The sequence below is a fragment of the Gemmatimonadota bacterium genome, from assembly GCA_016720805.1.
GTDB lineage: Bacteria > Gemmatimonadota > Gemmatimonadetes > Gemmatimonadales > GWC2-71-9 > Palsa-1233.
Map to the genome: position 1 here is coordinate 847,969 of JADKJZ010000014.1, position 24,769 is coordinate 872,737.

Consider the following 24,769-nt stretch of genomic DNA (forward strand, 5'->3'; position numbering starts at 1 on the left):
TCCGAGCCCGGCCTTCACCTACTGCGTAAACAAGTCAAACGCCGGCCACGTGGTGATCGAGCCGAAGACCGTGCGTATCGCCGCTTCCGCCGTGCCACCCCCGTTGCCCTGCCCACGGGTCAGGTTGAACTGCACCGCGATCCCGGCACCGTTCGGGAAGAGCGAGATCCACGAGTCGCCGCCGTCCTGCCCACCGACATGCTCCCGTGCGAAGCCACCCGTGACCGCGGTGTTCTCCCAGCCTAGCGAGTAGTAGTTCCCCGATCCCGGGAAGAGCACGTTGGAACGGCCCCACATTGTCGCCAGGGTCGCGGGCGAGAGGAGGTCCGCACGGGTGGGGCTGCCGTCGAGCGCGGCCAGCACTCGGGCCAGGTCCTTCGACGATCCGATCCACTGACCGGCGGCCTCGGCATATTCCTGCGCGGCGCCAACGTTCGGCCAGGTCCCGACCCCGTAGAATCCGGTGATCGGGGCGCGGCGATCATACGGCACCACCTCGAGCGGGTCACGCTGCGCCACCGGGGTCACGCCGAACTTCATCCCGCCAGCGTCCACCGGAGCGAGGATGTTGGCCTGCATCCACGACTGGTAGCTCTGCCCGGTTACCTGCTCGATGATCCGGCCGAGGAGGAGGAAGGCGTAGTTGGTGTAGCCATAGACCGTGCCCGGGTCGTTCAGGAGCGGGACACCGCGACCGACGCGCGACAACTGGGTCGCGTTGACCGTGGCGGCGGAGTAGACGTACGCAAAGACCGAATCGTCGACGTTGCGACTGGGATTCCAGCCGGCCGCGTGGTTCAGCAGGTGGCGGATGGTGATGTTGGCGAAGCGCGGATCCTGCGTCTTCCCGGGGAGGACCGGGACGGCGCCGAGGCGAGGGGCCGCCAACTCATCGAGGGTCAGTTGCCCGTTCTGCACCAACTTCATGATGCCGAGGGCGGTAAGCGGCTTGGTCACCGAGCCGATGCGCCACTTGTCGAGCTCCGTCGGAATCCGCTTCGCGGCGCTATCGGCGTAACCGTACGTTCGCGAGAAGACGAGGCGACCGTCCTTGACGACTGCGACGGCGCCACCCGGTTCGCCCAGACGGATCATCTCGCTGATGACCACGCTGTCGAGTCGCGAGAGCATCGGGACCCGGACGCCTGCCCCGGCAAAGACCGTGATGGTGGCCGTGGTGGTGAGTGCGCCGGCGGTGGCTCGAACGGTCGCCTGCCCGGGGGTGAGGGCGGTCAGCGTCGCGCCGACGAGTCCGGCGATCGCCGGCTGCTCGACCGTGAAGCCGACAACGGCGCCGGGGATCTCCTGACCGGTCGTCGCGATCACGCGGCCCGTCAGCTGCAGCGTGTCACCGGTGAGGATGAACGAGGAGCTCCGGGAGATCTGCACCGACGCCGGGACATAGGCCACGGTGATGTCGACCGAGGCACTCTGTCCCTCGCTGGTCGCGCTGATCGTCGTGGTGCCGACGCCGACGGCAGTGATGCTGCCGCCGCTGACCGTGGCGGCGGCCGGCGTGGTGGAATTCCAGGTGACGGTGCGTCCGGACAGGGTGTTGTTCGCCGCGTCGCGGAGGACGGCGGTGAGGGTGGCCGTCGCCCCGGGCGCGATCGGGCCGGTCGGCGCCCCGCTCAGGGTGACCGAGGCCACGGCGGCCGGCGGTGGGGGAGGGGGATTCGGGGTGGTCGGGGTGCTGCTGCCGCACGCTGCGAGCAAGAGGCTGAGGCCAACGGTGGAACGGAGGATGGTTGGGTGCATCAGCTGCCTCGAGAAGGTGGGGGTCACTCTTTAACGCGCCAGGTCGGGGCGGCAGGGCTCATCGATGATCGCTGAGCGATCATCGACTCTCTGGTATATTCCCCCCTCCACCCCACACCGAGCCCCTCCGCATGCGCTTCCGCCTCGCTCTGCTCTCGCTCGTGCTCGCCACCCCCGTGGCCGCGCAGGGCCGCTACCCAGCCTACGACTTCGGCGCCTTCCCGCCGTACCGCGCGGCGGTGCCGAATCCGGAGCGGCTGCTCGGCCATCCGATCGGGTCGCGGCATACGATGTATCACGAGCAGCGGGCGGTGCTCGATGCGATGATCGCGGCGGCGGGTGATCGGGTGCGGACCGAGGTCACGGGGCGGACGGCCGAGGGGAAGGAGATGCGGGTGCTGATCATATCCTCGCCCGCCAACATTGCGCGGCTCGACGCCATCCGCGCCGATCTCGCGCGGCTCGCCGATCCGCGGGCGCTGACCAAGGCGCAAGCCGCCGAGCTCGCGAAGACCACGCCGGCGCTGTCGATCCTCTCGCACTCGATCCACGGCAACGAGCCCGCGGGCTTTGAGTCGTCGATGATGACCGCCTACACGCTGCTCGCCTCCGAGTCGCCGCAGGTGAAGGCGATCCTCGACAACACCGTCACGATCATCAACCCGTCACAGAACCCCGATGGCCACGAGCGCTTCGCGGCGTGGAGCAATTCGGTTGCGGTCGGCAGCGAGGAGCCGGCCGCGCTCGAGGGAGGCGAGCCGTGGAGCATCCAGGGACGCTTCAACCACTATCGCTTCGACATGAATCGCGACCTGATCGCGCTGTCGCAAGCCGAGACGAAGGCGACCGCCGGCGCCGTGCGCCGTTGGCATCCGCAAGTGTTCGTCGACCTGCACAGCACGACGGCGCAGTACTTCTTCCCGCCGGCCGCCGCGCCGATCAACCAGCTGGTGCCGCTCGCCTCCGTGAAGTGGCTCGAAGCCTTCGGCAAGGGCAATGCCGATGCCTTCGACCGCCAGAATTGGCCTTACTTCGTGCGCGACGTCTTCGACCTCCACTACGCCGGCTACTGGGACTCGTGGCCCTCGCTCCTCGGCGCCACCGGAATGACCTTCGAGACCGACGGCGGGCCGAAGCTCGCGCTCCGGAAGGACGACGGCACGATCACCACCTTCCGTGACGGCATCGCCCACCACTTCGTCGCCTCGATGGCGACGCTCAACACCCTCGCGGCAAACCGCGAGCCCCGGCTCAACGACTTCTACGACTTCCACGCCTCGGCGCTCGCGATCACCACCGGGGTCCGCCGCGTCGTGATCGAGCCGGGCCGCGATCCGGAACGCACCCGCGAGGTGATCGACCTGCTCGCCTTCCAGGGCGTCGAGGTGCAGCGCCTGACCGCGCCGTGGACCGCGCTCCGCGCCAATGACTACCTGGGCGGAGCCGCCGCCAAGCGCACCTTCGCCGCCGGCAGCTGGGTGATCGACCTGGCGCAACCGGAAGGCCGCCTCGCGCGCGCGCTGCTCGAGCCGAAGGCCACGGTCGACTCCGCCTTTGCGCGCCGGCAGATCGAGCGCTTCGAGCGAAATCGTCGCCGTGGTGAGAACGCGCCCCGCGAGGGCTACGAGTTCTACGACGTCACCGCGTGGTCGATCCCGCTGGTGCACGGACTTACCGCGGCGTGGAGCGACGAGGCGACGCCGATGAGCGCGGTGGCGCTCTCGGAGATCGGCGAGGCGCAGGTGCTCCCGGCGGCGGCGGCACGTGCGCAGGCGGCATACCTGATCCTCCCGGGCACGCGAGGTGCCCAGCAGCTCGCGCTCGCCCTCCTGCGTGAAAGCTTCATCGTCAACGTCGCGAGCGTGCCGATGCGCGCCGACGGCAAGGAATACCCGGCCGGGACGATGGTCGTCCGCGTCGGGCGCAACCCCGCGACGGTGCACGAGCGGATCGCGCGGCTCGGCCCCGAGTACAAGGTCGCCGTCATCGCGGTTCAGTCGGGCTTCCCCGACAGCGGCGCGGTCGGCATCGGGAGCGAGTCGGTCGATGTGGTGCGCAATCCGAAGGTGCTTGTGGCCTCGGGTGACGGCGTGTCGCAGACGTCCTTCGGCGATGTCTGGTGGTACCTCGAGAAGGAACTCACGCTGCCGTTCGTTCCGGTCGAAGTGCGTCGCCTCGGTTCGATGGCGCTCGAGCAGTACAACGTGATCATTCTCCCTGAAGGGAGCTACGCCGGCACGCTCGGCACCGCCGGGATGAACCGGCTGCGCGACTGGGTGCGCGGCGGCGGCGCGCTGATCACGATGGGGTCGTCGGTCTCGCTGCTCGAGAACAAGGAGATGGGTCTCCGGGCGACGCCGGAGCCGGAGAAGAAGGACGCGCCGAAGCTCACGCCGGAGGACACCACGCTCACCGGTGGCGGCGCCTTCCCGTTCGTCTCGCCGAGCGCCAAGGGGAACCAGGCGGCCGAAGGGGTGCCGGGCGCGATTGCGCGGGCGACGATCGACCGCAGCGTCTGGCTCGCCTGGGGGTACGACCGCGACCAGCTCGCCGTCCCGGTCCCGGGGGACTTCCTGAAGCCCTCCAAGAGTGGCGTGAACGTGGTGGTCTTCAACGAGAAGGCGCCGGTCCTCTCCGGCTTCACCTGGCCCGGCAACACCGAGAAGTTCCTGACCGGCTCGGTCTGGGCCTCGGTGGAGCGGGCGGGGCGGGGGAACGTGGTGGCGTTCGCCGAAAATCCGCTGTTCCGGGGCTTCTGGCGGGGGACGGCGATGCTGTTTGCGAATGCGGTGCTGTTTGGGGCGGGGCGGCCGTAGGATCCTGGCGTAGGGGCGCCGTAGGGGCGCAGCATGCTGCGCCCTTACTACGCATCCGCCCGCGACACGGCTATATTACCGGCGCCCCAGGTCCGTAGGGTATCAGCGTGCGAACCGCGTCAGGGCCTAGCGGCAGCAGCGCTAAGCAATGTCTGATATCGCTTCGGGTCGCCTGGGGCACTTTGCATTTCCCTCCCTGCGGGACCGCCTGATGTCCATCGCCCTCGCCCGCCGTTACCGCCCCCGTCGATTTGCCGACCTCCTGGTTCAGGACCACGTCGCTGCCGCGTTGCGCGGGGCCGTGGCCAAGAACCGTGTCGGCCATGGCTACCTGCTGACCGGGCCGCGTGGCGTCGGCAAGACCACCGCGGCCCGCATCCTCGCGATGGCGCTCAACTGCGAGCGCCGCGACCTCGAGAACCCGACCGGCGAGCCGTGCGGCGAGTGCGCCTCGTGCGAGCGGATCTGGAACGGGCAGGCGAACCTCGACGTGGTCGAGATCGACGCGGCGTCGAACCGCGGCGTCGATGACGCGCGCGACCTGCGCGAGCGGGCGATGTACGCCGCCTCCCAGGATGGCCACCACAAGGTGTACATCGTGGACGAGGCGCACATGCTCACGCGCGAGGCGTGGAATGCGCTGCTGAAGATTCTCGAAGAGCCGCCCCCGGGGGTCGTCTTCGTCTTCGCGACCACCGAGCCGCAGAAGATCTTCAACACCGCCGCGCCGGTGATGTCGCGGCTGCAACGCTTCGACTTCCGCCGCATCGGCCCAGCCGCCATCCAGTCGCGGCTCCGCGAGGTGCTGCGCACCGAGGGGCTCGACGCCGAGGACGACGCGCTGCTGCTGATCGGCCGTCACGCCGACGGCGGGATGCGCGACGCGCTCTCGGTGCTCGACCAGTGCCTCTCCTTCGGCGAGGGCCCGCTCACCGCCGCGCGCGTGCGCGACGTCCTCGGCCTCGTCAACGACGAGTCGTACGGCGCGGTGCTCTCGCTCGTGGCCGATCGGAATCCGGGCGCCGTCTTCGGGGTGCTCGACCAGCTGATGGACAGCGGCGCCGACCTGGCGGAGTTCGCGGGCGGCCTCTCCGAGGTGCTCCGCGCGCTGGTGATGCATCACTACGGCGTCACGCCCGAGGAGCTGCCGGAATCGACGCTCGCGTTGATCGCGGGCGTCGCGCCGAGGCTCGCCCCCGAGGATGCGGTGCGGATGCTCAAGCTGCTCGCCGACGCCGAGCCGTCGATTCGCCGGAGCGCGCATCCACGACTGGTGCTCGAGACGCTCCTGCTCCGTTGGGCAATGCTCGACCGCGTCGTCGACCTGAAGGCGCTCCTGGCCGGGCAGGCACCGCCGGCCTGGCAAGGCTCCCCGACACCGGCCGCCCAGCCGATACCTCAGAGTCGATCGGCTGCGGCCCCGGCGCCGGCAGCGGCCGCACCGAAACCCCAGGCGCCGAAGTCCTCGCTCGCCGAGGAGGCACCACCCCCGCCCGCCCCGCGGAACCGCGAGACGGGAGGGCCGCCCGAGGGGGCCGCCTCACCAGCGCCGGTCTTCTCGGTCCCGGCCAATACCGATGGGATCCGGGCGATCTGGGCCGAGGTGGTGGCGACGGCCTCGCGGCAGAGCATGCTCCTGAGCCAGGCGCTCGACCACGCCACGCCGCGGATGGACGTCCCGGGGAAGGCGGTTCTGGCGTTCGGCCCGGAGGAGGGGGTCTTTCGGGAGGGGGCGGAGCGGCTCCTGAGCAGCATCGAGACGATTCTCTCGGCCCGGATGGGAAGCCCGGTGACGGTGGTGCTGGAGTCCGGAATCGCCACCCCGGCCCCCGCGGCACGGAAGGGCGGCCGGATGACCGACGAGACGATTCGGGCGGACCGGCTGGGCGAACTCCGGCGGAAGGATCCGACCCTCGATGCGGCCGCCGACGCGTTAGATTTGGAGCTCGTGGACGAGGGATGATCCTTCGTCCCGGTGACACCCTGGACGACGGACGGACGTTGGCGGATTCCTCGAAGAACGCACCCACACGCGGCCGGTCCGACCGGGCTCGCACCACGCGCGACGCCGAACTGGCCAAGCGTGCGGTCGAGGCGCGTGCGGGCGGCGGATTGGTGCAGGTGGAAGTCGATGGCCATCTGGCGCTGCGGCGCCTGGTGATCGCCCCCGAGCTGCTCGAGGGGCGAGACGCCGACTTGTTGGCCGACCTGATCATGTCGGCGATTGCCGAGGCGCAGCGTCGCGCGGACGCGCTGGCGGCGACGGATCCGGACCCGACCCCCGCGTGATGCCGTGAGCGCCCTCGAGACGCTCATCGGCGAGTTGGCGCGACTTCCCGGCATTGGCCGGAAGACCGCCCAGCGCCTCGCCTACCACCTCCTCGGCCAGCCGCGCGAGCGGATGGATGCGCTGGCAGCCGCACTGCAGGTGGTGTCCGAGCGGGTACACCCCTGTACCGAGTGCGGCCAGCCGACCGAAGACGGGGTCTGCCCCATCTGTCGCGATCCGCGGCGTGATCCGACGCTCCTCTGCATCGTCGAGGAGGCATCGGCACTCGCGATCCTCGAGAAGGCCGTGGCGTTCCGCGGACGGTATGTGGTCCTCGGCGGCCGGCTCTCGCCGCTCGACGGGATCGGGCCGGAGGCACTGCGGATCGGCCTGCTGGAGCGTCGGCTCGATGCCGGTGATGTCCGTGAGGTCATTCTCGCCACCAACTCTTCGCTGGAGGGGGAGGCGACCGCCACCTACCTCCACCAGCTGCTGGCCGCCCGCCCTGGGGTGAAGGTCTCCCGGTTGGCACGTGGCCTGCCAGTTGGAGGGGAACTGGAATACGTTGACGGGGTCACGCTGACCCATGCCCTGACCGCCCGGGAGGAGTTGCGATGAGTCGAGGTCCGTCCGGTAGCACCCTCTTTGTCGGCGCCGCCCTGTTGGGGCTCGCCGGAGGCTGGCTGCTGGCCCAGCGACACGACCGCATCCACTCCGAGGATCTCTTCGCCGACGCGGCCTGGAAGCGCTTCGCCGCGTTGGGCTGGATGGAACGCGAAGCCGACCCGGCATCGTTGCCCCTGCTGCAGGACTACCTCGCCTGGGAGCGCACGCCGACGCTGCAGCTGCGCGCCCGCCGACTGGTCAGCGTGCTCGAGGCGGCCATCGCGTGACGTCGCCGCGTGCGGCCTCGTGGTCGTTCCACGAGGAAGACTCGGCCCGCATCCGCGGGGTGCTGCTCGACTTCCTCCGCGACACGCAGTCGCGCACGGCACTGCTCGTTGATCGCGCCGGACAGATGCTGGTGACGGTCGGTGAACCGCCGACCTTCGACCCGACCGCCTTTGCGTCGCTCACGGCCGCGGACTTCTCGGCCAACGATCAACTGGCCCGCCTCCTCGGCGAGCCGGAGTTCGGGACGCTGTTCCATCAGGGCGAGAAGGAATCGCTCTACCTCGCCGACATTGCGCGGCGCGTGATCCTCGTCGTCCTGTTCGACAATCGCACCACGCTTGGCCTCGTCAAGCTGCGGATGCGCGGTGCCGTGCACGAACTGACCGCCCTCTTCACCGCGCTCTTTGCCCGCGACATGGGCAACAGCAGCAGCGGCGTCGATGCGGGCTTCGTGGGCGAGGCCGAGGACGAACTCGACAAACTCTTCGGCGGGTGACCGGATGTCCCTGATCAACTACGCGTCGCGCGAGATCAACTGCAAGATCGTCTACTACGGCCCCGGACTCGGCGGCAAGACGACCAACCTCGAGTACGTCTACGAGAAGGTCGCGCCATCGTCGAAGGGAAAGTTGATCTCGCTCGCGACCGAGACGGAACGGACGCTCTTCTTCGACTTCCTCCCGGTCGACCTCGGCACCATCCGCGGCTTCAAGACGCGCTTCCATCTGTACACGGTGCCGGGGCAGGTCTACTACAACGCCTCGCGCAAGCTGATCCTCAAGGGCGTCGACGGCGTGGTCTTCGTCGCCGACTCGCAGCTCGAGCGGATGGAAGCCAACCTCGAGGCGATGCAGAACCTGTACGACAACATGACGCAGCACGGCTACGACCTGACCAAGCTGCCGTTCGTGATCCAGTACAACAAGCGCGACCTCCCGAACGCCGCGCCGATCGCCGACCTCGACGCCGCGCTCAATCCGGGCTGGACCGTCGACGACCCGACGCGCCAGCGCGTGACGCCCGATCCGTACCGCCAGGGCGAATACCTCGTGCGCGAGGTCGACGGCATGTGGGTCGAGCGGGTGCCGACCTTCGAGGCGGTGGCGGTGCGCGGCGATGGCGTCTTCGACACCCTCAAGGCCGTGAGCAAGCTGGTACTCAAGACACTCGGATGACCGCGCGCCCTGCCGTCTGGAACGTCCCCAACATCCTCACCGCCGCGCGGATTGCGATCACGCCGGTGGTGGCGGCGCTGCCGTTCATTGACGGCTACTGGCCCAAGATCGCCTGCTTCGTCGTCTTCGTTTCTGCCGCTGTCACCGACGTCATCGACGGCCGCATTGCCCGCCGCGACAACCTGATCACCGACCTCGGCAAGACGCTCGATCCACTTGCCGACAAGCTCCTCCTGCTCGCGACGCTTGGGCCCATCTGGTACATCTCGCAGCAGCGCCACGCGATGTACGACATCCCGGTGTGGGGGAGCATCCCGCTCTGGGTCTGTCTGCTGCTCATCGGCCGCGAACTCGCCATGACGATCTTCCGCGCCTGGGCCGAGCGGCGCGGCGTGGTGATCGCGGCGGAAAACGCCGGCAAGACCAAGGCCGCGCTGCAAAATGTGTTCATCGGTGGCACGCTGGCGTGGTTCGCCTTCCGCGATGCCTTCCGCCTCCTGGGCTGGACCAGCACCCCGTTCGCGCACTGGTGGAACGAGTTCCACGGCGGCTTCGTCGCTGCCGCGCTCGGCATCGCGCTGACGCTGACGCTCTATTCGTTCGTCATGTACATGGTCCAGTACCGTCGCCTCTTCCGCTGAGTCGCCCGTGGGCGCCACGCTGCCCGTCGAAATCGTCACCATCGGCACCGAGCTGCTGCTCGGCTTCACGGTGGACACCAACTCCGCCTTCATCGGCCGCACGCTCGCGACCGTCGGCGTCCGCGTCGCCCGGCGCAACGCCGTCAGCGACGCCCCCGAGGAGATCCGCGCCGCGGTCGACGCCGCGCTGAGCCGCACCGGCGTGGTGATCACCACCGGCGGCCTCGGTCCCACGCGCGACGACATCTCGAAGCATGTGATCGCCGAGCTGCTCGGGATGCCGCTCGAGTTCGACCAGGGCGTCTGGGATGAACTCGTGGCGCGCTGGACGCGCCTCGGCCGGAAGATCTCCGAGTCCAACAAGAGCCAGGCGATGGTCCCGACTGGCGGCACCGTGCTGCCGAACAAATGGGGTAGCGCGCCGGGGCTCTGGCTCGAGGGGCCGCGCGGCGTGGTGATCCTGCTGCCGGGCGTGCCGTTCGAGATGCGGAAGCTGATCGAGCACGAGGTCGCGCCGCGCCTCGCCGCGCGCGGCGGCAACGTGGTGATCCGCTCGCGCGTGCTGCGCACCGCGGGCATCCCCGAGTCGGTGCTCGGCGAGAAGGTCGGCGAGCTCGAGGCGGAGGTCGCGCCGCTCTCGCTCGCCTACCTCCCGGACGTGGCAGGGGTGGACCTGCGCCTCACGGCGTGGGAGCTCGATGCTGCCGAGGCCGATGCCCGCCTCGACGAGGCCGCGTCGAAGCTGCATGAGCGGGTCGGTGGCTGGATCTACGGTGAGGGCGAGGCCGACCTCGCGGCGGTGCTGATCGAGGAGCTCAAGGAGCGCGAGGAGCGGCTCGCGATTGCGGAGTCGTGCACGGGCGGACTGCTCGGCGCGCGACTCACCGCCGTGAGCGGATCGTCGGCCGTCTTCCTCGGCGGCATGGTCACCTACTCGAACGCGACCAAGGCGATGCTGCTCGGCGTCGACCCGGTGACGATCCTCAAGGAAGGCGCTGTCTCCGCGAAGGTGGCGGAGATGATGGCGATCGGCGCGGCCGACCTGGTGGGTGCTGATGTCGCAGTGGGGATCACCGGGATCGCCGGCCCCGATGGCGGCAGCGAGGAGAAGCCGGTCGGGACGGTCTGGTTCGGCTTCTCGGTCCGCGGCGTGGTCGACAGCGCCAGGGTCATCTTCCCGGGGACACGCGACGAGGTGCGGGCCCGGGCGGTCCAGGCTGCCCTCGTGGGGCTGCTGCGACGGGTCCGCGGCGAAGCAATTCCGGCGGGTGGGACCACGATATGAGTCACAACAGGGGAACCGGCACCGAGACGTCTGCCATTCCGGCATTGCGCCGGGGCACGTCGGTTGCGTTCCTTTGAGAGATTGGTTTTCCCGTATTTCTGGAGTGCATGCCGCGATGTCCAAGAAGACCCCGCCGTCCGACGATACGCCCTCGATGCCCGAGGCCGATGTTCCAGAGCTGGAACAGCAGACGCTTCCCGACGAGTGGACCGCCGAGGAGGCGGTCCCTGCGATCGAGGCGGCGAAGGCGCTGGCCGAGGCGGAGGATCGCTTCCTTCGGTTGGCCGCTGAATACGAGAACTACCGTCGGCGCACCGCCAAGGAGAAGGCGGAGGCGTTCGATCGTGGCGCGTCCGCGATGGTGCAACGGCTCATGGACGAGCTCGACGACATCGACCGCCTGGTGTCGAGCGATCCGGAGACGACCACCTACGAGGCGTATCGCGCGGCGTTCGTCCTGATCCAGAAGAAGTTCGAGAAGGAGCTCGGTGCGGCGGGGCTCGAGAAGATCGATCCGACCGGCCTGCCGTTCGACCCGAACGAGCACGACGCCGTCGCGATGACCACGCTGGTCGATGGCGCCGAGCCGCAGACGGTCGCCGCGACCTTCCAGACCGGCTATCGCTTCAAGGGTTCTGTCATCCGTCCGGCGCGCGTGCAGGTCTACGGCGACCAGGGCAGCTGAGTGGCGCAACAGGACTTCTACGCGCTGCTCGGCGTGCCCGACTCCGCTTCGCCTGAGGAGATCAAGAAGGCGTATCGGAAGCTCGCCAAGCAGTACCACCCGGATGCGAATCCGAACAACGCGGCGGCGGTCGAGAAGTTCAAGGCGATCTCCGAGGCCAACGGTGTCCTCTCCGATCCCGAGAAGAAGGCGAAGTACGACCAGATGCGCCGGCTCGGCGCGTTCGGCGGCTTCGGCTCGCGTCAGCCATCCTCGGCCGGACAGCAGCGGACGCGTCGCACGGCGGGGCAGCCGCAGCCGGACGAGCAGGACCTCGGCGACTTCGGATCATTCGGCCTGGGCGACATCTTCTCGTCGATCTTCGGGAAGGGACGGCGCACGGAAGAGAACGAGGGGACCGAACCGGTCGAAGTCTCGGTCACGGTGCCGTTCCGGACGGCGGCGGTGGGCGGCAAGGTGCCCGTGACGCTGACGATGAACGACGCCTGCGCCACGTGCGGCGGGACTGGTGCCGAGCCGGGCGCGACGATGACCACCTGCGACGAGTGCAAGGGGCGGGGGACCATTTCGTTTGGTCAGGGCGGCTTCGCGGTGCAGCGGCCCTGTCCGGCGTGTCGTGGCCGAGGCAAGGTGCCGTCGGCCAAGTGTCACGCCTGCAGTGGCATCGGCGAGTTGCGCACCGAGAAGCAGATCCTGATCACGGTGCCGCCGGCCTCGGAGACGGGGACGCGAGTGCGCCTGAAGGGGCAGGGGCCGCGCGCTCGCGCCGGTGCGCCGGCGGCCGACATTCTGGTGACCTTCACGGTCGAGGCCGACACCTTCTTCACGCGCGACGGCCTCGACATCATGTGTCAGATCCCGGTTTCGCTCTCGCAGGCCGTCCTCGGCACGGTGGTCCACGCCAAGACGGTCGCGGGTACCAAGGTGAAGCTCAAGATCCCCGCCGGCACCCAGTCCGGGAAGAAGTTCCGCATCAAGGGGCAGGGGCTCGAGAAGGGCGGCCAGAAGGGCGACCAGATCGTCACCGTGCAGGTGAAGATCCCCGAGCATCTCACGGATGATCAGGAGTTGGCGTTTCGGGCATTCGTGGATTCGATGAAGACGTGAATCGATGATCGATGATCGATGATCGATGATCGATGATCGATGGTCGATGATCGATGATCGATGATCGATAGATGATGGTTCCCCGCCCGCGCCGTAGGGGCGACGCATGCGTCGCCCTTCCATCCCACCAGAGGTGCCCATGCGACTCCCGATCGTCATGCTGGTCGCCCTCAGCACCGCCCCCACCCTCGCCGCCCAATCCCCGCGTGACACGGTGACCGCCACCCTGGTCGGCCCTCGGGAGACCGCGGAGATCGTGATCGACTACGTCGCGAAGGTGCCGCGTCACACGATGCCGTGGAGCCCGAACGATGTCCCGATCAACCCGGGCCTCGGCGAGCCGATCTATCTGCGCACCACGTTGCCGCTGCGCTTCGACGGCACCGAGATCCCCGCGGGGCGGTACCGGCTGATGACGGTCCGAGGCGGCATGGGCCCGACCTTGGTGATCCAGGCCGTGCGGGAGGACAGCGCCGTCGGGTACACCGCGGCACGGGTGCCGATGGAGGTCACCGAGCTCGACCATTCCAACGGCGCGCTCGCCGTGCAGGTCCGCACCACGCGCCTCCGCGAGGACGTGGTGCAGGTCGTCGATCGGTCGACGCCGACGATGACGCGGATCAGCAAGGAGATCACTCCAGGGACGGCGAGGACACTGGTGCTCCAGGTGGGGAAGTACCTGATGCGCGTCCCGATCGCGGCGAGGTAGGGGGGCGGTCCTCCTCAGCCCAGGGACGAGTGGTTCGGGTTTTGGCGCTTTTTTCCGCCGTTCCGTACAGGGGTGTTATACCTTGGATGAGCCCCTCGAACGGAGCTCGTCCGTGCACCTCCAGATGCTGCCCCCGCTCGCCAATCGACTCACCCCGCTGGTCGGCGTCCCACCACTTGGTGCGCTCCTTGTCGTGGTTCCCAGCGCCGCGGCCACGTTGCGCGACGCGCTGAACGTCCTGCACTTCGCGCGCAGCTACCCGTACTGCCCCGTCATCATCCCGCCGGTGCTCCACCCGGCCGAACTCGAGCGCCATGGCGTCCCGGCGAGCCGAGTGGTCTTGGTGGACCTTGGAGCCGAGCCGGCGGGGTGGCGAGTGGCAGTGCGGGATCGCCCACTGCCCACGTACCAGGACTGGATCACGGCCCTCGCACTCCGGACCGACGCGAGTACGGCGCGCAAAGTACGATGCATCTTTGAATATTCGAGCGAGGGTTCCGCCATTCGGAAGCAATTGCGCCAGGCAGGGCTGCCGAGTCCAGGCGATTGGCGCGACATCCTCCTCGGCTGCATCTGCCTGGCAGACGCCCTTCGCACCGGCGATCCGATTGGTGTGATCGCAACGCGTCACGACCTCACGGGGACGCGACTGGCCTCGATCGCGAAGCGCTGCTTCGGCATGGGGTGGCACGAACTGCGTGCCCTTGGTGCATGGGAACCGGCGCTCGAGCAGGCGTTGCGCTTTCTGAAGGTGGTGGTGGAACCTCCCCTCCCTCCCTCCCTCCCTCCCTCCCTCCCTCCCTCCCTCCCGGCATTCCATGGGGAGACGGCAGGTGACGAGCTCATCGGTTAGGCGAGTACCGAGGTTTTGGGAAAATGTGACCCAAAACCTTGGGCTCGACGGCTTTGACCGCGCACCCTACCTTGTTATAGGCGCTGCTCGCGACCGCAGCGCCCACCTTTCATACCCCACTGAGAGAGGAGCACTGCAATGCTCAACCACGCACTTCGGGTCATTCGATTTGTCGCCGCAATCGCAATCGTGACATCGCTCGCCGGCAGGCCAATGACCAATCAGCTTGCCGCGGAGGCGGAGGGCAGCAAGTGTACGGCGGGCGGAAGCAACTGGTGCATGGAAGGGTCGGGTACTTCGTTGAAGCATACGCAGAACTACTACTGCACGACGGCCAACGCGTGTCAGACCTGTGCCGTGGATTCTGGAACATGTTGGAACTATTCGGGGTACGCGCACCCTTGACGTGCTCTCGCCCGAAATCCCGCGAGTGTCGCCCCCCGCAGCGGTCGTGGGGAGGCGATGTCGCGGGGTTGGGGGCCCTGCTCACCGTCGTCCGCGTTGTCGCAGCAGGACTAACCGTACTCACGCTCCACGCTTGCTCCCCCGAGCGGTCGGGGGAGTCAGTGGTGGTCGAGGCTGACCTTGAAGCGGTCGATGTCCGGTCGGCAGCATCGACTGTGGACAGCCTTTCGAGCAGGATTATTTCATCTCCAACCGTGATCGATCGACCGTGGATGATTGGGGTCCACCGTGATGTGGTCGTGGTCTCCGATCTCGATCCGCCATATGTCCATATCCTCGATCGTCTCACTGGACGCCACATTCGATCCTTCGGTGCCCATGGCGAGGGACCTGGGGAGTTCTCGAACGGTCCGTCGATCCTGCGCACGAGTCTCCGGACAGACACGCTGTGGGTCCTTGATGGACCGCAGCAGCGCCTAACCGGAATACCGATTCAATCACTTGCTGGAAGCAGCATGCAGATCACCGGCCGCACCGTCATGATAAGCCCAATCGGGGCGCACAGCGCAGACGGTCCGACCACACAGGGCCGATTCATCATTACTGAGGACGATCGCGAATCCGGCGTGCGACTTTACGAAGTCGATGCTGATTCGGGCAAAATACGTGCGAGCGCGATGGTGCCACTCGGTGACACACGCCCTTCTCCTGCATTCCGAGGGAGTGCCTATTCAGGCCGCGTGTGCCTCGCGGGCAACCGCAACGATCTGTACTTGGCCTATCGATACGCCGGGCGAATAGACCACCTATCCTCCACCGCCCAGCCGCTGGTACCCGTAAAGGTTCCGTTTGGATGGTTGCCTTATGTATCCGTGGACACTCTCGATCGGAAACTCACCACATTTGGCGCTTCGCGACCCCTGGCGAGGCGGTCATACAACGACTGTGGTGTCACAGATCTGCATCTGTACGCTACCTACAGCGGGCGCCGCTATGGACGACCCCGCAACCCGCACCCCCTGTCAGAGTTGCATGTATTCGATGGCACCGGACGGCTTACTCACGTGTATGTCTTGGATCACATTGCGATGACCTTCGCCGTGAGCGCGGACGATCGCGAACTGTATTCTGTTTCCGAGGACTCTGCGGGCTTCGTAGTTCGTATCACGCAGCTCCGTCGCTAGGTCCCACGGGCATCCTTCAATTCGCGCCGATGGAGTCCGGATGAAGAAAACCACGGAAATTGGACTGACGCTCGGGATGGTGGCCGTCGCTGCGATGCTCGTCGTGGGTAGGCAAGGGAAGGTCGCTCCCCGGCTTGCTCCCGGCCTGACGGCGTCCTTCGCTTCTGGACAGCCTCTCATGGCCTCGGACTTGCCACGTGCCGACACGCTGGCAGAGTGGTTACGTCTGGGCCATCACCTTGGGCCGGACCAGCCGATGGTTCGAATAATCGAGTTTGGAAACTTCACCTGTGGGTTCTGTCTGGAGTTTGCCGCAGCGATTGATACCGTCCAACGCAAGTACCCCGGGCTGGTTGGGGTCACGTGGCTTCACTTCGTCTTTGACAGCCAGCTGGTCCGCCCAAATGCAACGACGTTTCTAGCGAACGCGTCTGAGTGTATCGCGCACGAGGGAGAATTCGAAGCGTTTTATAGAGCCCTGATGGTTGAGGGGAAATCTTTCGCTTCGCGCAGAGGAGTCGTCCAGTGGGCGGGGAACCATGGCGGCGTAGACACGCACACCCTTGATGCGTGCCTGGAAGTCCAAGGTGGGATGCCACGCGTGATGGCCCACGCCAGGTACGGAATAGCATCCGGCACCTACGCCACTCCGACATGGTACCTGAATAAGAAGCGGTTCGTCGGCGCGGTGCGAACTCATGTGTTGGACAGTTTGGTGCGCGCTGAAATGCGCCGAGCTAATGAGGCTGGATGACTGAGGTGGGGGGGCTCGGCCCGCCGCTCACGACATAGGCGCCTCAGGCCTTGCCACTGCGTGCTCTTGAACGGCACGCCGTGTTGCTAGCACTCCGAAGTGACATGCGCGCTGCCTAGCGTGGTCCTGCCGCAATACTCACAGCCCGGGACATTCGCGCGTTGTCCCCGTGCCCCAGCGGGGCTGTACGGCATGGAGAACCCCCTACCTCCCCCTTTCCACCAACACCCGATGCGTCCCCCGGTCCGGCTCGCCCGGCGCCGGAGTGCGCTGCGTGTAGCGCCCATCCGCACCAAGCTCCCACGCCTGCCGGTTGTCCTCCAGCATCGCCTCCAGCAGTCGCCGGATCTCCGCACGATGCTTCGGCTCCTCGATCGGCACCGCCGCCTCGATGCGCCGGTCGAGGTTGCGCGGCATCCAGTCGGCCGACGAGATGTAGCACTCCTCCTTTCCGGCATTCCGGAAGAGGAAGGCGCGTGAGTGCTCCAGGAAGCGCCCCAGGATCGAGATCACCCGGATCCGCTCGCTCACACCCGGCACACCAGGACGCAGGCAGCAGATACCGCGGATGATCAGGTCGATCTCCACCCCCGCCTGCGACGCACGGTAGAGCGCCTCGATCACCTCGGGGTCCACCAGCGCGTTCATCTTCGCGAGGATTCGCCCCTGCCGCCCGCGGCGCGCATGCTCCGCCTCGCGCTCGATCTTCTCGAGGAAGGACGCCTTCATCCAGCGCGGCGCCACCAGCAGCTTGCGATAGCCCGTCGGCGCACCGAAGCCGGTCAGGACGTTGAAGAGCTCGCTCAGGTCGGCACCCAGGTCGGGGTCGGCACTCAGCAACCCGAAGTCGGTGTAGTAGCGCGCCGTCCGCGGGTTGTAGTTGCCGGTGCCGATGTGCACGTAGCGACGGATCGCATCGCCCTCGCGACGCACCACCAGCAGCACCTTGGCGTGCGTCTTGAGCCCCGAGACACCGTACGAGACGTGCACCCCGATGTCCTCGAAGCGCTTGGCCCACGAAATGTTCTGCTCCTCGTCGAAGCGCGCCTGTAGCTCGATCAGCACGGCCACCTGCTTCCCGCGCTCGGCCGCCTGCGCCAGCAATCGCGCGATCTCGCCACCGGTGCGGTAGAGCGTGATCTTGATCGCCAGGACGTCCGGATCCTCGGTGGCCCGCGCGATGAACTGCTCCACCGACCCCTGGAAGGAGTCGTACGGATGGTGCAGCAACACATCCCCCTCGCGCAGCACCGCGAAGAGGTCGCGACTCTCCGACAGTCGCCGCGGCGTCACCGGCGTGAACGGCAGATCCTTGAGCGCCGGCGCGTCGATCGCCGAGATCACCATCAGGTCGCTCAAGTCGAGCGGACCGGTGACCTCGAAGAGGTCGGCCTCGGTGAGCGGCAAGCCTTCGCCGGCGTCGGCCTCGTTGAGCTCCTCGAGCAGCAGCGTCCGGATCGGCTGCGGCATCGACTTGTGTACTTCGAGCCGGACCACCTCGCCGAACTTCCGGTTGCGCACTTCCTCCTGAATCAACGACAGCAAGTCTTCGGCCTCGTCGCTGTCGTCGCCCAGCTCGAGCTTGAGGTCGGTGTTGCGGGTCACGCGGAAGAGGTGCCAGCCGACGATCGCCACGCCCGGGAAGAGCGTCTCGAGGTGCGCGCCGATCAGGTATTCCAGCGGGAGGAACTCGTTGGCGCGCTTGAGCGGCACCCAGCGTGGCAACAGCCGCGGCACCTTCACGCGCGCAAAGCGCTCCTCACCCGCCGAGTCCATCAGCGAGACCGCCAGCGAAAGCGAGAGGTTCGAGATGTGCGGAAAGGGGTGCGCCGGATCGACCGCGAGCGGCGTCAGCACCGGGAAGACGTGCGACTCGAAGTACGCCGAGAGGTGGGCGCGCTCCTCCTCGGGGAGGTCGTCGAAGCGCTCGTGCAGCCGGATGCCGTGCGCGGCCAGCGCGGGGACGAGCTCGTGCACCAGGCAGCGTGACTGCTGCTCCAGCATCCCCTGGACTGTCTGGCGGATGGCGTCGAGCTGCGCCATCGGCGCCATCCGGTCGGCGGCGTTCTCGGCGATCTTGGCGAGCACCTGCTCGCGCAGGCCGGCGACACGGACCTGGAAGAACTCGTCGAGGTTGCTGGCGAAGATCGAGAGGAACTTGACCCGCTCGAGGAGCGGCGTCCGCGGGTCGAGCGCCTCATGCAGCACGCGCCGGTTGAACTCGAGCCACGAGAGCTCGCGATTCAGGTAGAGCGCCGGGTCCTTGAGGTTCGGGGTCTGCCGGAGCATTGCATCGTTCGGGGCAGGGGCCTGCGGTGTGGCAGTCATCGGGAAGAGGTCATCCAGCGGAGGCGATCACGCCGCCGCCCAGGACGCGCTGCGTGGCGTCGTAGAGAACGCCCGACTGCCCCGGGGCAATTGCCCGGACCGGGATGTCGAGATCAAGCGTGAGCACCCCACCCTCCGAGGCGCGTACCTCCGCTGGGACGGCCTCGGCGCGGTAGCGCAGCTGCGCCCAGCACCTGTCGCCTACCGCCAACGGCTCGGCGAGCCAGTTGAGCTCCTCCAGCGTGACGGCGTGGCCCATCAGCTCATCGGCCTCGCCGACGACCACTTCGCGGCTGTCGGGACGGATCCCCACCACATACAGCGGCAGCGAGCGCCCACCCGGAAGGCCGCGCCGCTGACCAATGGTGTAGCGTGCGAAGCCGTCGTGCTCGCCCACCACTTCACCGCTCGTGGTGACGAGCGGCCCCGCCTGCAATGCCGGCGCGTCCGCGGGGAGTCGCTGCTCGAGGACGCCGACGTAGTTGTCGTCGGGGACGAAACAGATCTCGACGCTCTCGGGATTGTCGGCGGTCTCGAGCTCGAGGGCCCGGGCACGCGCGCGCGTCTCCGCCTTGGTGAGCTCGCCCACCGGCGTGAGCATCCGCGCCACCACCGCCTTGTCGATCCCCCAGAGGAAGTAGCTCTGGTCCTTGTTCCGATCGGTGCCGCGATACAGCGCACCATCACGGGCGTTGGCGTAGTGGCCCGTGGCGATCGCGTCACAGCCGAGCGAATCGGCGTGGGCCAGCAGGTCGCGGAACTTGGTGAACGAGTTGCAGCGGACGCAGGGAATCGGCGTGCGGCCGCGCGCGTACTCGTCGACGAAGTTGTCGATCACCCGCTCCGAGAAGCGGTCCTCGAGATTGAGGACGTAATGCGGAATGCCGAGGCGGTGGGCCACGGCGCGCGCATCGTTGATCGAATCGAGGGAACAGCAGGGGCGGTCGGGGACATCGTCGCCGTAGCAGAAGAGCTTCATCGTCGCGCCAATGACTTCGTAGCCCTGCTCGACGAGCAGTGCCGCGGCCAGCGACGAATCCACCCCGCCGCTCATGGCGACGAGGACCTTCCGCACGCTAGCCACGGCCGAGGGCAGCTCCCAATCGTCGGACCCGTTCCACGACGCCCGGGAGGACCTCGACGGCGCGATCGATGTCGGCCGCGGTGGATTCGTGACCCAGCGAGAAGCGGATGGTGCCCAGGGCGAGGCCGCGCTCGACGCCCATCGCGGTCAGCACGTGCGACGGCTCGACCGCCCCGGTCGAACAGGCCGAGCCGCCCGAACAGGCGACACCCGCCAGGTCGAGGTGCATCAGCATCGCCTCGGCCTCGGCGCCCGGAATGGCGATCGAGAGGACGTGCGGGGCGCGCTCGACACCGGCGGCATGCACCACCAGGTCGGGGATCGCGACCTGCAGCCGCTCGGCGAGGTTGTCGCGCAGGGCGCGGACGTGGGCCACGTGCGCGTCGAGCTCCTGCCGCGCCAGCAACGCCGCCCGGCCGAGCGCCACCGCGCCGGCGACGTTCTCGGTCCCGGGGCGGATCCCGTACTGCTGGCCGCCGCCATGGATGAGCGCGTCGACGATGTGACGATCGCGCACGATGAGAGCGCCGATGCCCTTCGGCGCGCCGAGCTTGTGGCCGGAGATGGAGAGGAGGGAACAGCCGACGTCGTCGAGGACGATCGGCAGCTTGCCGAACGACTGTACGGCGTCGCTGTGCAGCGGGACGCCGGCCGCACGACATCGCGCGCCGATTTCGGCCATCGGCTGCACCGTGCCGACTTCGTTGTTGACCCACATCACGGAGACCAGCGAGGGGCCCTCGGCGAGCGCGGCATCGAGTGCGTCAAGCCGGACCCGTCCGTTGTGATCGACCGGGAGGATCGTCTCACGGCCACCCATCGACACCACGACATGCGCGGCGGCGAGGATGGCCTTGTGTTCGATCGCGGAGGTCACGACGTGCATCGCCTTGCCGGCGCGGCTGGCGGCATGCGCGGCACCGATCACGGCGAGGTTGTCGGCCTCGGTCCCGCCCGAGGTGAAGATCACCTGGTTCGGTTCGACGCCGAGCGCTTCACCGACTTCGCGCTTCGCCATTTCGAGACCGGCCTTGGCGGCCCGACCGAAGCGGTGTGACGACGAGGGATTGCCCCACGACGCGTTGAAGAAGGGGAGCATCGCCTCAAGCACCTCAGGGCGCACGGGCGTGGTCGCGGCGTGGTCAAAGTAGACAGGTTCCATGGGCCCAAATCTAGTCAGGGCACGGAGTTGCGGAACCGTCAGCAGGGCGGGCATCCCGCAATGATGCGGGCTGCCCGAATCGGCGTAAAGGGTTGTGGAGTTAGGAGTTACCGGATTGGTACGCGGCGGTGACGTTACAGCGAGGCGACGCCCAGCCGGGTGATGTCGTCCACCGCCATGGTCTCGGCGGTCCAGAACGGCTCCCCGTAGGCTGCCCGGATCAGCGAGCCGGCGTGGGCATCCTGGGTGCGGATCAGGTCGAGGATCGGCTGCCCGGTCGGGTAGAGCTCGCCGGCCTGGATCGTGTCGGCGGTGAACTGCGAGGCGTAGCACGCCACCGCCTTCAGCTTCCGTTCGAAGTGCGCCGAGGTGTCGACGACGAAGCTCGGCTTCACGGCGTCTTCGCGGTAGGCAAATGCGTAGACCACCTTCAGCGGCTTCCACGGCTCGCCGTCAGCGGGGTAGTTCTTGAGCCCCGAGAGGAAACAGGCGTCGCGAATCAGTTCGGAGGCGACGCGATGGTCCGGGTGCCGACCGACGGGGTAGGGGAGGATGAGCGTGCGCGGCTTGAGGCGGCGGAGCTGCTCGACCACCACGCGGCGCATCGCGTCGGAGTTCTCGAGGTGGCCATCGGGCAATCCGGCGTTGGTGCGTGCGGTCACGCCGAGCACCAGCGACGCGGCGGCAGCCTCGCGGGCGCGGATCTCCGCGTTGCCACGCGAGCCCATCTCGCCGTGGGTCAGATCGAGAATCCCGACGCGGCGGCCGGCATCCACGGCCTTGGCCAGGGTTCCCCCGGCGAGGAGTTCGGCATCATCCGGGTGGGCGACGGCGGCAAGGAGATCAAGGGGCATAACACATCCGTGATGTGGGTGTCGCGTCGTGATCGCGGTGTCACCGCGATGTACGGTGTAGGGGCGCAGCATGCTGCGCCCGTCCCTACGTATGTGATGATGCTGGCGTCGCGCGCCGGGGGCGCAGCATGCTGCGACCTTCCTCACGCATGCTACGATGCCCGACGTCGAGCATCAATTACTCGTGCCGCAACGCCTCCACCGGATCCATCCGCGCCGCGCGGGTCGCGGGGATCATCCCGAAGACGAGGCCGATGGCCACGGAGGCACAGACCGCCACCACGGCGCTCCAGAGCGGTGCCCCGCTGTCCAGCTTGAGCACCAGCTTCAGCAGCTCGCCGACGGTGAGGCCGACGATGATGCCGAGGATGCCGCCGACGCCGGTGAGGGTGGCGGCCTCGACGAGGAACTGCCAGAGCACCTCGTTTCTGGTGGCGCCGAGGGCCTTGCGGAGGCCGATCTCGTGGGTGCGGTCGGTGACGGAGACCATCATGATCGCCATCACGCCGATGCCGCCGACCAGCAGCGCTACCGAGGAGAGTGCGATCATCACCAGGAAGAACGCCGACGTCAGCGAGGTGATCGTGTCGAGGATCTGGTCCTGGGTGATCACGTCGAAGGAGTTCGGCGTTGCCGGACGGTGACCGCGCGACCGACGCAGGGTGGCGATTGCGGCGTCCTTCGCGACGGGGACCGAGACACCACGCTGGGCGAGGATCGCGATGAAGAGCGAGTTGGTCTCGTCGTACTGGAAGCTCTGCTTCGCCGCGCGGAACGGGACGATGCCGCCGTCGGCCGCGCCGGGTGGCTGGAAGATGTTGTCGGGCTTCGCGTAGACGCCAATCACGGTGAAGGCGGTCCCGCCGATGCGGATCACGTGGCCCAGCGGGTTCATCCGCCCGAAGAGCCGGTCGGTGACCTCCTCCTCGAGCACCACGACCGGCTGGCCGCCCTTGAGTTCGGACTGCGAGAAGAAGCGCCCCGACAGCAGCGAGCCGCCCTGGATCTCGAGGTAGCTGTTGTCGGCGCCGTAGATCATCAACCCCTGGGAACGGATGCCGTCGAACTCCACCTTCTGCTGCACCTGGACCATCAGCCCGGCGTAGCGGATCTGCTCGCTGCGGCGCAGGGCGACGGCATCGTCCTCATCGAGCACCTTGCGCGCCTTGACCTCCGGCGGCAACCGATCGGGGTTGAGCGGCACCGACGAGAAGAAGCGCACCACATAGAAGGTCTGCGGCGAGGCGTTCTCGACCGAGGCGAAGATCTGCGTCTGGATGCCGTTCACGAGCGAGGCCATCACCATCACGGTCGTCACGCCGATCACGACGCCAAGGATGGTCAGCCCGCTGCGCAGCTTGGCGCCACGCATCGCGTCGAGCGCTTGCAGGACCCCTTCGAAGATATTGCCGACACGGAAGGCCATGCGCTATTCCGTCCGCAGGGCGGTGATGGGATCGAGCTTGGCCGCGCGCGTGGCGGGATAGACGCCGAAGATCATTCCGGTGCCGGCGCCGAGCAGCAGCGCGAGCCCGACCGACCAGCCGGTCACCTTGGCCGGCAGGGGGGAGTAGGTCGACACCAGGACCGCAAAGGTCCAGCCGGCCAGCACGCCAATGGCGCCGCCAAGCAGCGAGAGAATCACGGTTTCGACGAGAAACTGCCGGCGGATGTCCTGACGGTTGGCCCCGAGCGCCTTGCGCAGCCCGATTTCGCGGGTCCGCTCGCTCACGGTCATCAGCATGATGTTCATGATCACGATGCCGCCGACCACGATGCCGATGCAGACCACGGCAGGCACCACCGTGAAGAGCAGCGCCGTGAGCGCGGTCCAGAATGCCAGCAGCGCGTCGGCCTTGTCGACGGTGAAGTCGTTCGCCACGCCCGGCCGCAGTCGGTGCGCCAGGCGCATCGCCTCCTCGGCCCGGTTCATCGCGCCGGGGATCTGGTCGGCCTCGCGCATCTTGACCGAAATGACCGTCGTGCGGCGGCGGCCCCAGACCGACTCGAACACCGGCAGCGGCAACAACGCGAAGCCATCGAAGGAGGCGCCGAGGGTCTGCCCCTTCGCCGCGAAGACGCCCTTCACCGTGTACTGCCGCCCCGCGATCCGCACGGTCTTGCCGATGGCTGCCTCGGCCGACTGGAAGAGCTTCGTGGCGACGTCCCAGCCGATGGCGGTGACGAGCCGGCGCCCGCGGATGTCGATGTCGTTGAGCGGCTCGCCGGCGGCAATCACGTAGTCCTGCACCAGCTGATAGTCGGGGGTGATCCCGAAGATCAGGACGCCGCCAACCGATTGGTTGCCTGAGATGACCGCCGCGTTCGGAGTCGGCCAGCCGGACTGGATCGCCACCCCCTGCGCATCGGGCAGGGCGCGCCGCACCACCTCGGCGTCCTCCTTCGAGATCAGCGGCCGCTTGGCGAGCAGCTTGATCTCGTCGTTGTCGAGGAGCCCGACCGATATGGGCGTGCGGCGCACCTGGAAGGCGTTGTTGCCGATGATCGCGCCGGTGAGGTTCTCCTTGACGTACGAATTCATCCCCTGGATCACCGCGACAACGGTGACGAGAAAGGCCACAGAGACGATGATACCGAGGAGGGTGAAGATCGCCCGGAGCTTGGAGGTCCAGATGGTCTGGAGCGCCAGGCGGAGGGCTTCGGAGTAGGGCATGAATGGAAGGTAAGGGGGGCGGGGCGGGGAGGTGAGGGGTGAGGGGTGAGAGGTAAAACGTAAGAGGTGAAACGTGGCCCATCACTGGACCCGTTTCACCTTTCACGTTTCACGTCATCCCCCTCACCCCTC

General features: G+C 67.7%; 22 protein-coding genes and 1 other RNA gene. 16 read left to right on the forward strand and 7 right to left on the reverse strand.

The features are described 5' to 3' along the window. Positions 1–18: 18 nt before the first annotated feature. Complete coding sequence (locus IPP98_14195) at positions 19–1,758, reverse strand: serine hydrolase (GenBank protein ID MBL0180250.1); 1,740 nt, start codon at positions 1,756–1,758, stop codon at positions 19–21. Between the two features lie 131 nt (positions 1,759–1,889). Between IPP98_14195 and IPP98_14200 the strand changes: the two genes are divergently transcribed. From IPP98_14200 to IPP98_14275, 16 genes are all read left to right on the forward strand, one after another. Beyond that, entirely contained in the window at positions 1,890–4,574 is a 2,685-nt protein-coding gene (locus IPP98_14200; protein MBL0180251.1) for a hypothetical protein, read from the forward strand. An 83-nt stretch (positions 4,575–4,657) separates the two neighbouring features. Beyond that, an RNA gene (gene ffs / locus IPP98_14205) (signal recognition particle sRNA small type) lies at positions 4,658–4,756 on the forward strand. 29 nt (positions 4,757–4,785) lie between these two features. Beyond that, on the forward strand, positions 4,786–6,537 hold the full coding sequence (gene dnaX, locus IPP98_14210) for a DNA polymerase III subunit gamma/tau (protein MBL0180252.1): 1,752 nt from the start codon (positions 4,786–4,788) through the stop codon (positions 6,535–6,537). Continuing rightward, positions 6,534–6,863, forward strand: a complete 330-nt coding sequence (locus IPP98_14215; GenBank protein ID MBL0180253.1) for a YbaB/EbfC family nucleoid-associated protein — start codon at positions 6,534–6,536, stop codon at positions 6,861–6,863. The genes dnaX and IPP98_14215 overlap by 4 nt, the downstream gene beginning before the upstream one ends. Positions 6,864–6,867: 4 nt before the next feature. Continuing rightward, positions 6,868–7,461: a recombination protein RecR gene (recR, locus tag IPP98_14220; GenBank protein ID MBL0180254.1), complete on the forward strand. Its 594-nt coding sequence runs from the start codon at positions 6,868–6,870 to the stop codon at positions 7,459–7,461. Then, entirely contained in the window at positions 7,458–7,736 is a 279-nt protein-coding gene (locus IPP98_14225; GenBank protein ID MBL0180255.1) for a hypothetical protein, read from the forward strand. Before recR ends, IPP98_14225 begins: the two co-directional genes overlap by 4 nt. Continuing rightward, the gene (locus tag IPP98_14230) at positions 7,733–8,233 is read left to right on the forward strand and encodes a roadblock/LC7 domain-containing protein (protein MBL0180256.1); all 501 of its coding nucleotides are present in this window, start codon (positions 7,733–7,735) and stop codon (positions 8,231–8,233) included. Before IPP98_14225 ends, IPP98_14230 begins: the two co-directional genes overlap by 4 nt. Before the next feature lie 4 nt (positions 8,234–8,237). Then, positions 8,238–8,912, forward strand: a complete 675-nt coding sequence (locus IPP98_14235; protein ID MBL0180257.1) for a gliding-motility protein MglA — start codon at positions 8,238–8,240, stop codon at positions 8,910–8,912. Continuing rightward, the gene (locus tag IPP98_14240) at positions 8,909–9,553 is read left to right on the forward strand and encodes a CDP-alcohol phosphatidyltransferase family protein (GenBank protein ID MBL0180258.1); all 645 of its coding nucleotides are present in this window, start codon (positions 8,909–8,911) and stop codon (positions 9,551–9,553) included. The genes IPP98_14235 and IPP98_14240 overlap by 4 nt, the downstream gene beginning before the upstream one ends. Before the next feature lie 7 nt (positions 9,554–9,560). After that, the gene (locus IPP98_14245; protein ID MBL0180259.1) at positions 9,561–10,838 is read left to right on the forward strand and encodes a competence/damage-inducible protein A; all 1,278 of its coding nucleotides are present in this window, start codon (positions 9,561–9,563) and stop codon (positions 10,836–10,838) included. Positions 10,839–10,953: 115 nt separating this feature from the next. Then, positions 10,954–11,523: a nucleotide exchange factor GrpE gene (locus IPP98_14250; GenBank protein MBL0180260.1), complete on the forward strand. Its 570-nt coding sequence runs from the start codon at positions 10,954–10,956 to the stop codon at positions 11,521–11,523. Further along, entirely contained in the window at positions 11,524–12,630 is a 1,107-nt protein-coding gene (locus tag IPP98_14255; GenBank protein ID MBL0180261.1) for a J domain-containing protein, read from the forward strand. Positions 12,631–12,769: 139 nt separating this feature from the next. Further along, positions 12,770–13,339, forward strand: coding sequence for a hypothetical protein (locus tag IPP98_14260; protein MBL0180262.1), 570 nt, complete (start codon positions 12,770–12,772; stop codon positions 13,337–13,339). A 112-nt stretch (positions 13,340–13,451) separates the two neighbouring features. Then, positions 13,452–14,192 (forward strand): hypothetical protein, encoded by a 741-nt coding sequence (locus tag IPP98_14265; protein MBL0180263.1) that lies wholly within the window; start codon positions 13,452–13,454, stop codon positions 14,190–14,192. 569 nt (positions 14,193–14,761) lie between these two features. Continuing rightward, positions 14,762–15,781 (forward strand): hypothetical protein, encoded by a 1,020-nt coding sequence (locus tag IPP98_14270; GenBank protein MBL0180264.1) that lies wholly within the window; start codon positions 14,762–14,764, stop codon positions 15,779–15,781. A 40-nt stretch (positions 15,782–15,821) separates the two neighbouring features. Next, the gene (locus IPP98_14275; GenBank protein ID MBL0180265.1) at positions 15,822–16,535 is read left to right on the forward strand and encodes a thioredoxin domain-containing protein; all 714 of its coding nucleotides are present in this window, start codon (positions 15,822–15,824) and stop codon (positions 16,533–16,535) included. Between the two features lie 204 nt (positions 16,536–16,739). Here IPP98_14275 and ppk1 read toward each other — a convergent pair whose 3' ends face one another. The 6 genes from ppk1 to IPP98_14305 form a co-directional block, all read right to left on the reverse strand. Continuing rightward, a complete protein-coding gene (gene ppk1 / locus IPP98_14280; protein ID MBL0180266.1) occupies positions 16,740–18,824 on the reverse strand; it encodes a polyphosphate kinase 1 in 2,085 nt (694 codons plus the stop codon). Between the two features lie 49 nt (positions 18,825–18,873). Continuing rightward, positions 18,874–19,917, reverse strand: coding sequence for a tRNA 2-thiouridine(34) synthase MnmA (gene mnmA / locus IPP98_14285; GenBank protein ID MBL0180267.1), 1,044 nt, complete (start codon positions 19,915–19,917; stop codon positions 18,874–18,876). A gap of 22 nt (positions 19,918–19,939) precedes the next feature. After that, complete coding sequence (locus IPP98_14290; protein MBL0180268.1) at positions 19,940–21,109, reverse strand: cysteine desulfurase; 1,170 nt, start codon at positions 21,107–21,109, stop codon at positions 19,940–19,942. A gap of 134 nt (positions 21,110–21,243) precedes the next feature. Then, positions 21,244–21,963 (reverse strand): bacillithiol biosynthesis deacetylase BshB1, encoded by a 720-nt coding sequence (gene bshB1 / locus IPP98_14295; protein MBL0180269.1) that lies wholly within the window; start codon positions 21,961–21,963, stop codon positions 21,244–21,246. Positions 21,964–22,141: 178 nt separating this feature from the next. After that, positions 22,142–23,389, reverse strand: coding sequence for an ABC transporter permease (locus IPP98_14300; GenBank protein MBL0180270.1), 1,248 nt, complete (start codon positions 23,387–23,389; stop codon positions 22,142–22,144). Between the two features lie 3 nt (positions 23,390–23,392). Then, positions 23,393–24,637: an ABC transporter permease gene (locus tag IPP98_14305; protein ID MBL0180271.1), complete on the reverse strand. Its 1,245-nt coding sequence runs from the start codon at positions 24,635–24,637 to the stop codon at positions 23,393–23,395. Positions 24,638–24,769: the final 132 nt, after the last annotated feature.